This is a genomic window from Allobosea caraganae (assembly GCF_003351345.1).
Taxonomy (GTDB): Bacteria; Pseudomonadota; Alphaproteobacteria; order Rhizobiales; family Beijerinckiaceae; genus Allobosea; species Allobosea caraganae.
On record NZ_QQTO01000007.1, the window covers coordinates 44,405 to 59,292 of the forward strand.

12 protein-coding genes are annotated in these 14,888 nt (G+C 68.7%); 6 read left to right on the plus strand and 6 right to left on the minus strand.

What is annotated here, in order from left to right; genetic code table 11:
- Positions 1-20: 20 nt before the first annotated feature.
- Positions 21-599 carry a phosphoribosyltransferase family protein gene (locus tag DWF00_RS02950; protein WP_114829926.1) on the minus strand — a complete coding sequence of 193 codons (579 nt, stop codon included), beginning with the start codon at positions 597-599 and terminating at the stop codon, positions 21-23.
- A gap of 231 nt (positions 600-830) precedes the next feature.
- Here DWF00_RS02950 and DWF00_RS02955 point away from each other — a divergent pair, with 231 nt between their 5' ends.
- The 6 genes from DWF00_RS02955 to DWF00_RS02980 all read left to right on the plus strand — a co-directional run bounded on the left by DWF00_RS02955 (position 831) and on the right by DWF00_RS02980 (position 8,871).
- Entirely contained in the window at positions 831-2,186 is a 1,356-nt protein-coding gene (locus DWF00_RS02955; protein WP_114829927.1) for a GNAT family N-acetyltransferase, read from the plus strand.
- Positions 2,183-3,490 carry a GNAT family N-acetyltransferase gene (locus tag DWF00_RS02960; RefSeq protein ID WP_181832701.1) on the plus strand — a complete coding sequence of 436 codons (1,308 nt, stop codon included), beginning with the start codon at positions 2,183-2,185 and terminating at the stop codon, positions 3,488-3,490. The genes DWF00_RS02955 and DWF00_RS02960 overlap by 4 nt, the downstream gene beginning before the upstream one ends.
- Positions 3,491-3,497: 7 nt before the next feature.
- A complete protein-coding gene (locus tag DWF00_RS02965; protein WP_114830148.1) occupies positions 3,498-4,670 on the plus strand; it encodes an FAD-dependent oxidoreductase in 1,173 nt (390 codons plus the stop codon).
- Between the two features lie 64 nt (positions 4,671-4,734).
- Positions 4,735-5,889 (plus strand): GNAT family N-acetyltransferase, encoded by a 1,155-nt coding sequence (locus DWF00_RS02970; protein ID WP_181832702.1) that lies wholly within the window; start codon positions 4,735-4,737, stop codon positions 5,887-5,889.
- A gap of 160 nt (positions 5,890-6,049) precedes the next feature.
- Complete coding sequence (locus DWF00_RS02975) at positions 6,050-7,429, plus strand: O-antigen ligase family protein (RefSeq protein ID WP_114829930.1); 1,380 nt, start codon at positions 6,050-6,052, stop codon at positions 7,427-7,429.
- Positions 7,426-8,871: a right-handed parallel beta-helix repeat-containing protein gene (locus tag DWF00_RS02980; protein WP_114829931.1), complete on the plus strand. Its 1,446-nt coding sequence runs from the start codon at positions 7,426-7,428 to the stop codon at positions 8,869-8,871. The genes DWF00_RS02975 and DWF00_RS02980 overlap by 4 nt, the downstream gene beginning before the upstream one ends.
- Here DWF00_RS02980 and DWF00_RS02985 read toward each other — a convergent pair.
- The 5 genes from DWF00_RS02985 to DWF00_RS03005 form a co-directional block, all read right to left on the minus strand.
- A complete protein-coding gene (locus DWF00_RS02985) occupies positions 8,849-9,976 on the minus strand; it encodes an acyltransferase family protein (RefSeq protein ID WP_245973740.1) in 1,128 nt (375 codons plus the stop codon). The genes DWF00_RS02980 and DWF00_RS02985 overlap by 23 nt on opposite strands.
- A gap of 61 nt (positions 9,977-10,037) precedes the next feature.
- The gene (locus DWF00_RS02990) at positions 10,038-11,474 is read right to left on the minus strand and encodes an exopolysaccharide biosynthesis polyprenyl glycosylphosphotransferase (protein ID WP_181832704.1); all 1,437 of its coding nucleotides are present in this window, start codon (positions 11,472-11,474) and stop codon (positions 10,038-10,040) included.
- Between the two features lie 67 nt (positions 11,475-11,541).
- Positions 11,542-12,537, minus strand: coding sequence for an NAD-dependent epimerase/dehydratase family protein (locus tag DWF00_RS02995; protein ID WP_114829934.1), 996 nt, complete (start codon positions 12,535-12,537; stop codon positions 11,542-11,544).
- A gap of 62 nt (positions 12,538-12,599) precedes the next feature.
- On the minus strand, positions 12,600-13,427 hold the full coding sequence (locus DWF00_RS03000; RefSeq protein ID WP_114829935.1) for a WecB/TagA/CpsF family glycosyltransferase: 828 nt from the start codon (positions 13,425-13,427) through the stop codon (positions 12,600-12,602).
- The gene (locus tag DWF00_RS03005; protein WP_114829936.1) at positions 13,424-14,404 is read right to left on the minus strand and encodes a UDP-glucuronic acid decarboxylase family protein; all 981 of its coding nucleotides are present in this window, start codon (positions 14,402-14,404) and stop codon (positions 13,424-13,426) included. Before DWF00_RS03005 ends, DWF00_RS03000 begins: the two co-directional genes overlap by 4 nt.
- Positions 14,405-14,888: the final 484 nt, after the last annotated feature.

Below are 14,888 nucleotides of genomic sequence, written 5' to 3' on the forward strand. Positions count from 1 at the left end.
TGTCCTCAGCTCCGCGTCACTTAGTCGAGCCGATCCGGCCCCGTCTGCGGCAGCGCTTCCAGCACGTGCACCGCCACGCCCTCCCGCTCCAGCCGTTCGCGTCCGGCCATTCCGGCCAGCTCGAAGACGAAGAGCGCGGTGACGCACTTGGCTCCCAGCCGGCGGATCAGCTGCACGGCGGCAGCGGCAGTGCCGCCTGACATCAGCACATCGTCGAGAATGGCGACGGAACGGCCTTCGAACCGGCTCGCCTTCGAGACGACGACGCCGCTGCCGAGCTCGTAATTGGCCATGACGCTGCGGATGACGTCGACCCGGATCGAGTCGACCTTGCGGATCTCGATGAAGCCGAGCCCGTTGCGATAGGCGAGGGCGCCTGCCAGGCCCAGCCCGCCGATATCGATCCCGGCCAGCACCTCGACATGGTCCGGCAGGCGCTGCGCCAGGGCCGAGACGATCTTCTGCGTCGTCCGGCCATCGATCGTGCCGGCGCCGATATCCGGAAAATCCGCGCCGGCGACAGGATGGTCCTTCCAGCGGCGATACGGAATTCGCAGGTCGCCGCCGCTGCCTGGCGCGAGGAATGTGACGCGATTCATGCTGCTCGCCGCCTTTGCCGCTTGTGTCGGAGGGGTCTCATATGTCCGTGCCGTATCGATGACAGCTGCAAGAAGGCGCCCTGCGTGACCTTGAGGCGAGCGGCCGGAATACTGTGTGGCCAAGAAAATATGATTGCGCCAGCCGCGTCAAAAATGGGTTAGTCCCGATTAGGGGGCCGGTGCTGCGGCCAGGCATGGATATAGTCGCGCTCTCTTGATCGAGGGCGCACCATGCTGTCTGAGCCCGTCATCATCCTGGGCGAACCGCCGCAGGCCGGACTTGCCCGGCCGGCTGGGCGTTCCGGCCATGTGTCGACCGCTCCCGCCATGTCGGTCGAGATCGCGACGCCCGAGCGCTTCTTCACGATCGAGCGGGAATGGCGGGACCTGACCGGCCGCGCGCTTGCCGGCAATGCCTTCATGGAGCCGAGCCTCGTGGCTGCGGCGGCGCATGCCGACGGGGTGCGCGTGCATGTCCTGCTCGCCTGGGCATCCTTGCGGCCGGGCGAGCCTATTCGCCTTGCCGGCGCCTGGGCCTTCGCCTGCCGGCACCCGTCCTCGGACATCCCGGTCCAGGTCCTCAAGACCCCAGTCCACGGCCATGCCGGCCTCGGCATACCGGTGCTCGATGCCGGCCTCGCCGCTGCCGTCCTGGCGCAGATGCTGGATGCGGTCGCCGAGGAGCCGGACTTGCCGAAGCTGATCGAGATCAACGGTTTCGACGGGGAGGGCCCGGTCGCGTCGTTGCTGATGGACGAACTGGCGCGACGCGGCTCGCGCCATGTCGAGCTCGAACGGCGCTGCCGGCCGCAACTCGTCAAGGGCGTCGCCGAAGCCGCGCCGCTCTCGGCCAGCCGCGAGCGGGCGCTGAGGCAGAAGCGCCGGCGCCTTGCCAGGAGCGGGCAGTTGAGCTGCACGGTCCATTGCACGCAGGACGAGGTGCATGCTGCGCTGGACGAGTTTCTCGCCCTGGAGGTCGCCGGCTGGAAGGGCAAGGCGATCGAACGCGGCCACGCGATCCGGCGGGAGCTTGCGCTCGAGGCGTTCTTCGGCCCGGCTCTCGACGGGCTGGCCGCGCATGGGCTCGTCAGGATCACCGCGCTTCGCAGCGATGGCAGGCCGGTCGCCATGCAGGTGACGATCCGCTCCGGCGCGACGGCCTTCACCTGGAAATCCACCTATGACGAGGCGCGGCGGGATTGCGGGCCGGGCCTCCTGCTGCTGCAGGACGTCACCGCCGCGCTTCTCGCCGACCCCGCAATCGGCGCGGTCGATTCCTGCAATCACCGCGACGATGGCTACATGGCCGAATTCTGGAGCGGGCGTAAGCCGGTCCTCGACATGGTGCTGGACGTCCGGCGGGGGCGAACGCTCGGCTTCTCCCTGCTGAGCTCGTCCGAGTTCGCGCGCCAATGGCTCAAGGCCGAGGCCCGGCGCGTGCACAAGGCCCTGCGCGTCGCCACGGGGAGGGTGTCGTCGGCGATCCGATCCCTGAAGCGGGGCGAAGCGGGGAGCGGGCAAACCCAGGTGGCACCGCCCGGCGCCGCGCAATCCCGCGACCAGACTTCCGGAAGGCTGCCGCGATGACGATGTCCTCGGCTTTGCGCGAGCGCTTCGACGGCCTGCCGTCGCGCGGAACTGCCACGGCGGTGGCGCCGACGGCATTGGCCCAGAACGATATCAGGGTGGAGCTGGCCGACGCCGCCCGCTTCGGCGCGCTGGCCGAAGCCTGGACCTCGCTCGCCGCCCGCGCCTGCGTGCCGAATGCCTTCATGGACCCGGCGGTGGCGCTCGCGGTCGCCGAGGCCTGGCCGTATCCGGTTCGCGTCCTGCTCGCCTGGCGTGATGCCGAACCCGGCCCGGCGCCGCTTCTGGTCGGCGCCTGGCTGTTCGTCGAGCGGCGCACGCGCCAGTCCTGGCCCTATCGGGCGCTGGTCTGCCCGCCCTGTTCGGTCGCCTATCTCGGAACGCCCGTCGTCGATCCCGACCATGCCCGCGCCGTCTTCGCCGCGATCTTCGCGACGATCCGGGAAGCGCCGGACCTGCCGAAGATCGTGCAGGTCGGGGATGTCTCCGACGACCCGCTCCTGATGGACGCCCTGCGCTCGGCGCTGCTGGACGGAGCGGGAGCCTGGACGCCGATCGGGCGGCGCAGGCGCGCCAAGCTGGAAACGCGGCTCGACGCGAAGACCTATTGGGCCAACTCGATGTCTGCGAAGCACCGCCACGGGTTCGAACGCATGAGGCGGCAGCTCGCGCAGCAGGGCAAGCTGGAATTCGTCGCTGTCGGGCAGCCCGCCGCCGTTGCCGTCGGAATCGAGGAGTTCCTCGCCATGGAGGCCTCGGGCTGGAAGGGCGCGCGGCGCAGCGCGCTGGCCTCCGACCCTGCGACTGCGCTGTTCACACGCCGGATGCTGCAGGGCCTGGCCGAGCGCGGACGGGTCTCAGTGCAGTCGCTGCGCCTTGACGATGTTCCGATCGCGATCCTCGTCGTGCTCTATTCCGGCCCGGGCGCCTTCACCTGGCGGGTCGCCTATGACGAGCGCTACCGGCGCTATTCGCCCGGCATCCTCGGGCTTGAGAACACGACGGCGCACCTACTGTCCGATCCCGCGGTCGCGTCGGCCGATTCCTGCAATCACATGGATGTCGGCTACCAGGCCGAGCGCTGGGGCGAGCGGCACGAGGTCATCGACTTCCTGATCGATCTCGGCTCGGCCCGCCCGCTCCGCCTGGCCGTGCTGGGCCGGCGCGAACGCGCGTTCCTGCGCTGCAAGGCGCTGGCGCGGCAGGCCTACCATGCCGCGCGCCGGAAGCGGGCCGAGCTGACCCTGAAGCTGCGGGCGCGGCTCGGGCATGGCCCGGGACCCGCGGCAGCTCCGGGGGCGTGAGGGCAGCATGCGCCAGGTCGACATCGCCATCATCGGAGCAGGTCTTGCCGGTTCGGCCGCGGCGGTGCTGCTCGGCCGCAGCGATCATGAGGTCGTGCTGGTCGATCCGCATCCGGTCTATCGCCCCGATTTCCGCTGCGAGAAGCTTGCGCCCGCCTCGGTGCGGCTGCTGCGGCGGATGGGGCTTGCCGGCCTGGTGCTGCCCCAGGCCGCGTGCAGCGGCGATCTCTGGATCGCGCGCTTCGGCCGTGTGGTCGACAGGATGCCGATCGATCAATACGGCATCCTCTACCAGGACCTGGTGAATGCGGTTCGGGCCGGCATTCCCGACAAGGTGCCGCTCCTTGCCGGCACCGTCGCGGCGATCCGCCCGAGCGACGACCGCCAGATCGTCACGCTGATGACCGGCGAGGAGATCGAGGCTCGGCTCGTCGTGCTGGCGAACGGGTTGAACTGGGCGCTGCGGCGCTCGCTCGGCATCACCTGCCGGCTGCTGAGCCCGGTCCATTCGACCACGCTCGGCTTCGACATCGTGCCGCTGGATCGCTGCCGCTTCGCCTTCGACTCGCTGACCTATTACGGCGAGCGCCCGCAAGACCGCACCTCCTATCTGACGCTGTTCAGGATGGGCGAGGGCGTGCGTGCCAATCTGATGACCTACCGGACGGCCGATGACCCGTGGCTGCAGGAGTTCCGCGCCACGCCGGAAGCGGCCCTGCTGCGCGTCATGCCTGGGCTTGCGCCTCTGCTCGGCCGGTTCGGCATCGTGGCGCCCATCCGCGTTCGCCCGGCCGATCTCTATGTCGCGGAGAACCTGGCGCAGCCCGGCATCGTGCTGGTCGGCGACGCCTTCGCCACGTCCTGCCCGGCAGCCGGCACCGGCACCGAGAAGGCGCTGAACGATGTCTGGCGCCTGTGCGAGGCGCATGTCCCGCATTGGTTCGCCAGCGATGGCATGGCGGCCGGCAAACTCGCCAGCTTCTACGACGACCCGGAAAAGCAGGCCGTCGACCGCAATTCGGAACAGGCTGCCCATGCCCTCAAGGCGGTGACGCTGATGCCGGGGCCGGCCTGGCAGGCGCGGCGCTGGGGACGGTTCGGCGGGCGCTGGCTCAAGGGCGTCCTGCGGCGCACGCGGATGGCGGGACGGATGACTTTCGCCGGGCATGGCGGCCGGTAGGCCGGCTCCGCTCGGCTTCGCGGTTCACGGGCGGATCGGGGCATTTGCGATGGGTGGATCAGGGGTGACATTGGCTCGGCTGGCCGCGGCGCCGCGCGGGCAGGAGGCCTTGCGCCTCGAAATCCGCGAGGATGTCGCGGCGCTTCATCGGCATTGGAGCGAGCTCGAGCAGCGCTGCGCCGACTGCACGATCTTCCAGACGGCGGATTGGTGCCTCGCCTGGGTCGAGGCGGCGCGGGAGGCGGGCGTGGTCGAGCGACCCCGCATCGTCGCGATCTGGCGCGGCTCCCGCCTGGTCCTGCTCTGGCCGCTGGCGATCCGGACGCTGTCGATGTTCCGCATCCTCCACGCGCTGGCGGAGCCTGCGACGCAATATGGCGACGTGCTGGTCGATGAGGACGAGGATCGCGCGGCGCTGGTCGAGATGGCCTGGCGGGCGGTGCGCGCCATGCGCGATGTCGACGCGATCGAGCTTCGCCGGGTGCGCAACGGCTCGCAGCTTGCCGGCCTGCGCGACCTGATCGCGCATGGCGTCGACCGGTCGCGCGAGAGCGCGCCCCTGGTCGATTTCCACCTGCTCGCCGCGACCCCGGCCGAGGCCCAGCGCACCAGCCGCACGCGCAATGCCCTGCGCCGCCACGAGCGCCTTCTCGCGGAGCAGGGCCCGGTCGGCTTCGAGATCCTCGCGCGGCCGCAGGAGCAATGCGAGGCGCTGGCCGAAGCCTTCGCGCTCAAGCGCGAATGGCAGAAGGAGAAGGCGACGATAAGCGCCGGCTACGCCCATGGTGCCAGTGACGGCAGCCTGCTGCGCCTGGCGCGGGACGGGCACCTCTTCGTGGCGCGGCTGCGGGTCGGCGAGCGGACGGCGGCGCTGGAGATCGGCGCGATCAGGCAGCGCCGCTACTGGTCGCTGGTCCAGAGCTACGACCTGCGCTTCGCCAAACACGCTCCGGGGCGGCTGCTGTTCTGGCACCTGCTGGCGAAATGCCCGGAGCTTGCGATCGACGTCTTCGACTTCCTGGCGCCGGCCACCCGGCACAAGCTGGAATGGTCCAATGCCGAGACCGGCATCCGCGACTATCTCGTCCCGGTCTCGCTCAGGGGCCGCGTGGCGGTGTCCTATCTCACCATGGTCAAGCCGCGCCTGCGCGGTCTCTACGGCCGGCTTCCGCCGGGCCTGCGCCAGCGCCTGGGGCTGCTGGTCCGCGGCCTGAGCTGAAGCGCTGCTGGCGCTCATCGGAGGTACTCCAAGCGCGAGGCTCGACGCCGCCTGCGGCTGCGCGTTCAATGACCTGTCCGGACCTGCCCGCCGCGCGCGGGCGCTACGGGAACGCCGGCGGCGGGGGCTGCGCCGGAATCTGGCTACCCAAGGAACAGCGATGCCGCTCTCGCTCACAGCTCCGGTGACGGCCCACCCCGTCCGCGCCGAACAGGGGCGGGATTTCGGTGATCGCTACCTCGTCCTGCTCTGCGGCCTGCTGCTCGGCTATGCCACCTTCGGCAAGGGCTTCGCCTATATCGGCGTGCCGCCGCTCTTCGTCAGCGAGATCGTGCTCGTGCTGGGACTGGTCGCGCTGCTGGCGTCCGGCTGCTGGCTCGCCATGCTGATGACGCTGCCGAGCCTCGCGATCGTCCTGCTGATCGGCTGGGTCGTGCTGCGGACCTTGCCCTATCTCGGGCTCTACCGCTTCGATGCGCTGCGCGACAGCGTGCTCGCCATCTACGGCGTCTTCGCCTTCATCATCGTAGCGCTCCTGCTGCAGAAGCCGCAGCGCCTCGGCTGGCTGATCGGCAATTACAGCCGCTTCGCCCTGTTCTACGGCTTTTCCGGAGCGGCGCTGGCCTACGCCACCAGCGGCCTTTCCGACATCCTGTCCTGGCCGTTCTCCGGCGTGCCCGTGGTCTTCGTGCGGATGGGGGAGGCGTCGGTCCATCTCTGCGGGGCGGCGGTCTTCGTGCTGCTCGGCCTGCGGCGGGTTCCGCTGCTATGGGTCGGGGCCGTGCTGGTCGGCTTCGTCATGGTGTCGGTCAGCCGCGGCGCGATGCTGTCCTTCATCGTTCCGCTCTGCCTTGCGGCGCTGCTTGGCGGCAAGCTCCACCGCATCGTGCCGATCGCAGCAGCGGGCGGCGCGATCCTGTCGCTCGTCATGGTCCTCGGCGTGCAGGTCGAGACCGACGGCGGCCGCGTCATCGGCCCGGCGCAACTCATCAACAACGTCGAGAGCCTGGTCGGCCGCAGCGACGCGTCGAACCTCGACGGCACCAAGACCTGGCGGCTGCGCTGGTGGCATTCGATCGAGGACTACACCGTGCACGGCCCCTATTTCTGGACCGGCAAGGGTTTTGGCGTGAACCTCGCCATCGATGACGGCTATGTCGTCGGCGAGGACGGCGGCCGCGGCAGCGGCCAGCCGGTCCGCGCGCCGCATAACGCCCATCTCAACATGCTGGCGCGCGCCGGCGTGCCCGGTCTTGCGCTCTGGCTGTTCGTCTTCGCGACATGGTTCGCGCTGCTCTTCTCGCGCATGCTGGCCGCGCGCCGGAACGGCGACGAGGACTGGGCCAAGCTGTTCATCTGGATCGGCTGCTACGGGCTCTCGCAGCTGATCAACGCTTCCTTCGACGTCGCGCTGGAGGGGCCGATGCTCGGCATCTGGTTCTGGTGCATCGTCGGGCTCGGCATCGGCTCGTCCATGCTCTACGGCGCGGCCCAGGATGTCAGGCTGTCGCCGGGCTCGCTGGCGCGGGGCGGGCGGTGACGCGCGCGGCATGGCTGCTGGCCGTCCTCCTGCTGGGCCCGCTCCCGGCCATGGCCGCGCCGGGCGAGCGCAAGGCCTGCCCGGCCGGGGCGATCCGCATCGGCACCGAGCAATCGCTCTTCGCTGCAGTGGAGGAGGCCGCGCCCGGTGCGAGCTTCTGCATCGCGGCCGGACTGCACCGTCTTCAATTCGCGGCGCCGAAGGACGGGCAGCGCTTCTTCGGCGAGCCGGGCGCGATCCTGAGCGGGGCGAAGCTCCTCGACGGCTTCAGGCCGGACGGCCGCTTCTGGGCCGCGAGCGCGGATATTTCCATCGGGGTGACGCGCGGCGTCTGCGCGCCGGGCTACGAGGCCTGCGCGCGGCCTGTCGGAGTCTTCATCGACGACGAGCCGCAGCGTCAGGTCGCCCGCAAGGAGCTGCTCCGCCCCGGCGCCTTCTTCTACGACCGGCCGAAGCAGGAGATCGTCCTGGCCGAGCCGCCCGGCGGCAGGCGCGTCGAGGTGACCGCCGTTCCCTATGCCTTCTACAGCACGGCATCGTCCGTGCTGATCAGCGGCCTGACCGTCGAGAAATATGCCAACCCGGCGCAGGAGGGCGCGATCCGCGGCGATGGCGAGGCCTGGCGCGTCGAGAATGCGGAGCTGCGGCTGAACAGCGGCGCCGGCGTCTCGGTCGATGCCGACGGCGTCATCGTCAACTGCAACATCCACCATAACGGCCAGATCGGCGCGACCGCGGACGGGGTCGACATCCTGCTCGAAGGCAACGAGATCTGGGCCAACAACATCTCCGGCTTCGAGCCTGGCTGGGACGCCGGCGGCGTCAAGATCACCGTGGCCACCGAGGTCACCTTCCGCAACAACCACGTCCACCACAATAACGGCCCCGGCCTCTGGTGCGACGAGCGCTGCGCGAACGTGGTCTTCGAGGACAATCTCGTCGAGTTCAACCAGGGCGCCGGCATCTTCTTCGAGCTCTCCTCGCAGGCGGTGATCCGCCGCAACACGCTGCGCCAGAACAACCAGGCCGGTGCCGGCTGGTATTGGGGCGCCGAGATCCAGATCGCCGCCTCCGAACTCGCCGATATCACCGGGAACACCATCGTCGTGCGCCCGTCCGGCCGGGCCGTCATGCTGATCGACCAGAACCGCTGGAAGGTCGGCGGCGGCTTCTACAAGACGCGCGGCAACCGCGTGCACGGCAACGACGTCACCTTCCTGGGCGCCGGCGCCACCGGCGGCGTCTCGGTCTCCGATCCCTCGGCCGAGAATTTCGCGATCATGGCGAAGGGCGCCAACGCCTTCGAGGGCAACACCTACCGCGCGCCCGCCGGGCAGGTTCCGGTCTTCGCCTGGGATACCGTCCAAGGGGATTTCGCCGGCTTTCGCGCGCTCGGCCAGGAGCAGCACGGCACGCTGATCATGCCGGAGGCAGCGCGCTGAGCGCTGGCCCACCCGCGACGGCGTCGGGTGGCAATGGCTTGCCGGCGGGCTCGCCGGAGCTCATCCGGCGCAGCCTGCGGTCGAGCGGCTTCTCGACCAGAAGGAAGACCGCGACGCCGACCGCGATGCTGAGGACGATGCCGATGATCCGCGCGGGCAGCACGAGCGAGGCCGGCACGTCGAAATGGCCGAGCAGCTTGCCGCCGGCGGAGAGCACGAACCAGTGCGACAGGTAGATGCTGAACGAGGCGTCGCCGAGCTTCCAGACCAGCCGGTTGAGCGCGTTGTCGGCGAAGAGCCCGCGGCAGGCGATGAAGCCGATGAACAGCATGGCCGCGACGCCGATGCGGTAGATCGGGTGCAGGCCCCATTCCGGCGCGAGCCAGAACGCCGCGAGCGCGAAGGCGGCGAAGGGCAGCGCGCTCAGCGCCCGCTCGACCGGCCGCAGGCCTTCCAATGACCGGATCAGCCAGCCGAGGCCGAAGGCGAACATGAACGGGCTGAAGACATGCGAGACGATCGCCGAGGAGCCGGCGCCGGGCGCCCCCGCGATCACCGGGCTCGGCACCCCGGCGAACACGATCCCGGTCGCGCCGAATGCGGCCATTAGCCAGGCCAGGCCGAGCCGGGCCCGCGTGCCGCCGCCGAGCGTCAGCAGCATCGCCGCGACCGAGCTGTAGAAGATCATCTCGTGCTCGAGCGTCCAGCCGACGCCGAGGATCGGGAAGCCCATTTGCGGCAGGATCAGGTAGGATTTCGCCAGGGTGACGAGGTCGGGCGTGAAGTTGTTCAGCCGCCAGGCGCTGTTCAGCGCATAGGCCAGCACCGCGAGGCTCGTGAAGAGCCAGTACATCGGGTAGAGGCGCAGGATGCGCGAGCGCAGGAACGACCAGCCGCTCTCGGACGTGCCGATGCGCATGCAGATCACGTAGCCGGAGACGATGAAGAACAGCTCGACCCCCATCGCCGAAAACGGCTGATACCAGGCGGGCAGGGCGGCATTGGTGCTGATGTGCTTGGTCAGGAGGAAGGAGTGGCAGACCACGACCTCGCATGCTGCGAGCGCGCGCAGCCATTGAATTTCGACACGCCGTTCCCTCTGCACAGTCAAGGCCTTTCGCAGCGTCCCGCCGCTGGATGGGCCTCGTTGTCTCCGAGGCCTCTTGTCATTTCGCGCCCCGTGCGGTGAGCACCGCAGGCACGGTCTCGAGCAGGATGTAGAGGTCGAGCCAGATCGACCAGTTCCGGATGTAGAACAGGTCCTGCTCCTTCTGCACCGCGAGATCGCCGCCGCTGCGCGAGCTGACCTGCCAGAGGCCGGTCAGGCCGGGCGGCACGCTGACGCGCAGCACCTGGAAGTCGGGGTCGAAGCCGCTCATGTGGTAGGCCGGGAAAGGCCTCGGCCCGACGATGCTCATCTCGCCGCGCAGGATGTTCCAGAGCTGCGGCAGCTCGTCGAGGCTGGACCGGCGCAGGACGTTGCCGATGCCCGGCAGCACCCGCGGGTCGTCGCTGAGCTTGAAGAAGCGGGCCCACTCGGCGGCGGCGCGCGGGTCGCTCTGCAGGTGCTCGCGCAGCCGCTCCTCGGCATTGCCGTACATGGTGCGCAGCTTCAGCACGTCGAGCACGCTGCCGTCGCGGCCGACGCGGCGCTGCCGGTAGAAGGCGGGCCCGGGGTCGGCGATCTTGACCGCGGCGGCCAGGATGATGACGAGCGGGGCTGCGGCGAGCGCGACGGGAAGCGCGATCGCGAGGTCGATCAGCCGCTTGAGCAGCAGGTTGCCGCGCCGGAACAGGTTGAAGCGCAGTTCCAGCCCGGCGGCGGCGCCGAGGTTGCGGCTATGCAGGCCGAGATTGGGGATGCCGCCGCCGCTCTCCGCCACGATCACGTGCGGGAAGGGCAGCCGCGACAGGCGCAGCGCCTCCGTCATGTCGGATTCGCTCAGGTCGGAGGCCGCGACGATGGCGACCTCCGCCAGCCCGGTCAGCCGATGCGCCTCGGTGAGGCCGCACAGGAGCGGCAGCGTGGTTTCGGAGCGGGCGTCCTCGGCCTGGTCGGTGACGATGCCGATGGGCTTCAGGCCGAGCTTGGGGTGGGCGAGCAGCATCCGGCCCATCTGGGCGCATTTGTCCGGAGAGCCGATCAGGATGGTCGACGCTCCCCACAGGCCGGCGCGCATCAGAGCCAGCCGCGCCAGGCTCTCCAGATAGTGGCCGACCACGAAGAGCAGCGCCGCCACCATGCCGAGCGCGGCGATGTCGACCGGCGCGTGCCAGGCCGGCAAGGCGATGAAGGTCACCGCACCGAGGCCGAGCGCGCTGAGCGCGCGCAGCCGCAGCCGCTCGATCGGGCAGGAGCCCCAGCAGCTGTAGAGTCCGAGATAGGCATGCAACGGCAGAAGCACTGCGAACAGCGCGAAAGCCGCTTCAGGCCAGGCCCAGCTCGACGACGGCAGCAGGATCTCCCCGGTGGCGATGGCAAGCGCCGTCGCCAGGTAGTCGCTCGTGACCAGCGCGGCGATGACCGCGACGCGCCGCCGGGAGGCCTGGAGCGGCCGCCGCAATCCGGCGGACGAGGCGCGCTTGCTCCAGTCCAGTGGCACTGTGGCCGATGTAGCCCCCCAACGCATAGCCGTTAGCCCCTGCTTTCATTGCGCCGCTTCGGAGCGGCTATTCCGCCGCCTGCTGCGTAGCCGGCCGCTTGCTCTCGCCTGCGACCATCTCCGCGATCCAGCGATAGGTCGGCACGATGCCCTCCCGCAGCATGATCCGCGGTTCCCAGCCGAGGACTTCGCGCAGGCGGGAATTGTCGCTGTTGCGGCCGCGCACGCCCTGCGGGCGGGAGACGTCATGGCGCTTGACCACGCGCTTGCCGGCGACCTCGGCGACCATGTCGACGAGCTGGTCGATCGTCACGAGTTCGTCCGTGCCGAGGTTGAGCGGCTTGTCGTAGTCCGACTGCATGATCCGGTAGATGCCCTCGATGCAATCCTCGACATGCATGAAGGAGCGGGTCTGCTGGCCGTCGCCCCAGATCTCGATCGTGCCGCCGTCGGGAATACCGGCGATCTTGCGGCTGATCGCCGCCGGCGCCTTCTCGCGCCCGCCATCATAGGTCCCGAGCGGGCCGTAGACGTTGTGGAAGCGCACGACCCTGGTCGGGAAGCCCCAGTCCTCGCTGAAGTACTGGCACATCTTCTCCATGTAGAGCTTCTCGAGCCCGTAGCCCTCCTCGGGATCGGCCGGGAAGGCGTCGTCCTCGCGCAGCGGCGTCACGTCGGGCTTGGTCTGGAGGTATTGCGGATAGACGCAGGCCGAGGACGAGAACAGGAAGCGCTTCGCGCCGTTCTCGCGCGCCGCCTTGATCATGTTCACGTTGATCAGCGTGTTGTGCAGCGTGATCGGCGCGCGCGAGGAGGTGATGTAGCCGATGCCGCCCATATCTGCGGCGAGATGGTAGATCTCGTCGACGCCGGCCGTGGCGATCTCGCAGTTCTTCTCGCTGCGCAGGTCGAGGACCTCGAACTCATGGGCGGCGGTCGGCGCATATTCCGGGTGCTTGATGTCGACGCCGCGGACATGGCGGCCCTTCTTGACGAGATAGTCGGCTAGGTGGTGGCCGATGAAGCCTCCGGCGCCGGTAACGAGAGCGGTCTTCTGCGTCATAATCCCCTCCGTGGATCCAGGAAGTGAAGCGGCCGAGCCGGCCGAATGGCGTCGTTGCGGGTTCATCCGATCGTGGGTTGGCGCAGGCGCTGGACGGCCCGCAGCCAGAAGGCCGAGGCGGCGCGCCGGATCAGCATCCCGCTCGCCGCGGCGATGAAGCCGGGCACGATCCAGGCATAGCGGCGCAACAGCCGGCGCGGCTCCTGGTTCAGGCGGAACAGCCATTCCAGGCCGTTGCGCTGCATCCAGAGCGGCGCCTGCGCCTTGCGGCCGGCGAGGAAGTCGAAGGCCGCGCCGACGCCGATCATCACCGGCGCGTCGATGCGCCCGGCATGGCTCGCCATCCAGTATTCCTGCTTCGGCGTGCTCAGGCCGACCCAGACGATGTCCGGCTTCGCCGCATTGATCTGCGCGACGATGCCGGCATCTTCCTCGCTGCTGAGCGGCCGGAAGGGCGGGCTCAGCGTGCCCGCGACGGCAAGGCCGGGATAGCTGCGCGTCAGGGCGGCGGAGAGCGCATCGGCGACGCCGACATCGCCGCCATAGTAGAACTGACGATAGCCGCGCTTTGCCGAGAGCGCGCTCAGCGCCCGCATCAGGTCCGGCCCGTAGACGCGCCGCGTCTTGGAATGGCCGAGCAGGCGTGACAGCCAGACCAGCGGCATGCCGTCGGGCGTCACCAGCCCGGCCTGGTTGTGGATCGTCCGCAGCGTTTCGTCGCGCTGGCTCTCCATCACGCCATGGGCGCCGGTGATGCAGACATAGCGCTGCTTGCGCTCGGCGATCCAGGATTCGATCGTGTCGAGCGCCAGCGGCAGGTTGATCGCGCTGACCCTGACGCCGAGAATGTCGACGCGCGCCGGCTCCTTGCGGGTCCGTTCGGGGATCATGCCACGACCCTCCGCTCGGCCAGCCGCACCGGCGCCGCGGAGGTGCCGAGCAGCGCGTCGAAATAGGCGATGGTGCGGCTGAGCCCCTCCTTCAGCTCGACGCGCGGCTGCCAGTGGATGAGCTGCGTCGCGCGGTCGATGTCGGGGCAGCGCTGGCGCGGATCGTCCTGGGGCAGGGGCCGGCGCACGATCTCGGAGCGCGAGCCGGTGAGCGCGATGATCGTCTCGGCCAGCTGCAGGATGGTGATCTCGTTGGGGTTGCCGAGATTGACGGGGCCCGCGACCTCGCCCTCGACGTTCATCAGCCGCACCAGGCCTTCGACGAGGTCGTCGACATAGCAGAAGGAGCGGGTCTGGCTGCCGTTGCCGTAGATCGTGATCGGCTCGTTGCGCAGCGCCTGGACGATGAAGTTGGAGACCACCCGCCCATCCTGCGGATGCATGTGCGGGCCGTATGTGTTGAAGATGCGGGCGACGCGGATCTGCAGGCCGTGCTGGCGCTGGTAGTCGTAGAACAGCGTCTCGGCGCAGCGCTTGCCCTCGTCGTAGCAGGCGCGCGGGCCGTTGATGTTGACCAGGCCGCGGTAGTCCTCGCGCTGCGGGTGGATCTCGGGGTCGCCATAGACCTCGCTGGTCGAGGATTGCAGGATGCGCGCATGCAGGCGCTTCGCCAGGCCAAGCATGTTGATCGCGCCGATGACGCTGGTCTTGGTCGTCTGGACGGGGTCGTGCTGGTAGTGCACCGGCGAGGCCGGGCAGGCCAGGTTGTAGATCTCGTCGACCTCGACATAGAGCGGGAAGGTGATGTCGTGCCGGACCACCTCGAAACCGGTGACCGAGAGCAACTGAGCGATGTTGCCTCGATTGCCGGTAAAGTAATTATCGACGCAGAGCACCTCATCGCCGCCCTGAAGAAGTTTTCGACACAGGTGGGATCCGATGAAACCTGCCCCTCCGGTTACAAGAATTCGCTTCATCTCGTTGATCTCCAGGGAAGGTATCAGTAACTTCGTGTATAAATTCGTAGTCTTACGTCATGTTGGCGCAGAAATGGGCTTTCTGCGGAATGTCTGCGCAGGCACGCCATCGAATGTGAATTCTTTCATCAACATGACGTCATCGTTTACTTGATGTCGCAGCGATGCAATTGACGCTTTTGGAGCGCGAGCTTCCAATGAAGCTGTTTTTGGAGGTACTCCGCCTCTGGCTGAACGCGAGGGGAGCTGCTGCAGGAGAGTGGGATGAAGTTTTCGGGCAATCATGAATTCGCTGCAGGGGCGGGGATACGATGCATGTCCATGCGCGAGGTCGCTGCGCAGCATGGCGAAAACTGCATAATCTCGCTGTTAGGCCGGTGGTTTAGTCGGAAAAGCAGCAGTAAATTCCAGGAGTAATCCCATCGCTCCTGTTGCTTGCCCCGAATAGCGCCCGGATTGTTCCCGCGTTGCTTTAGGCTCTCGT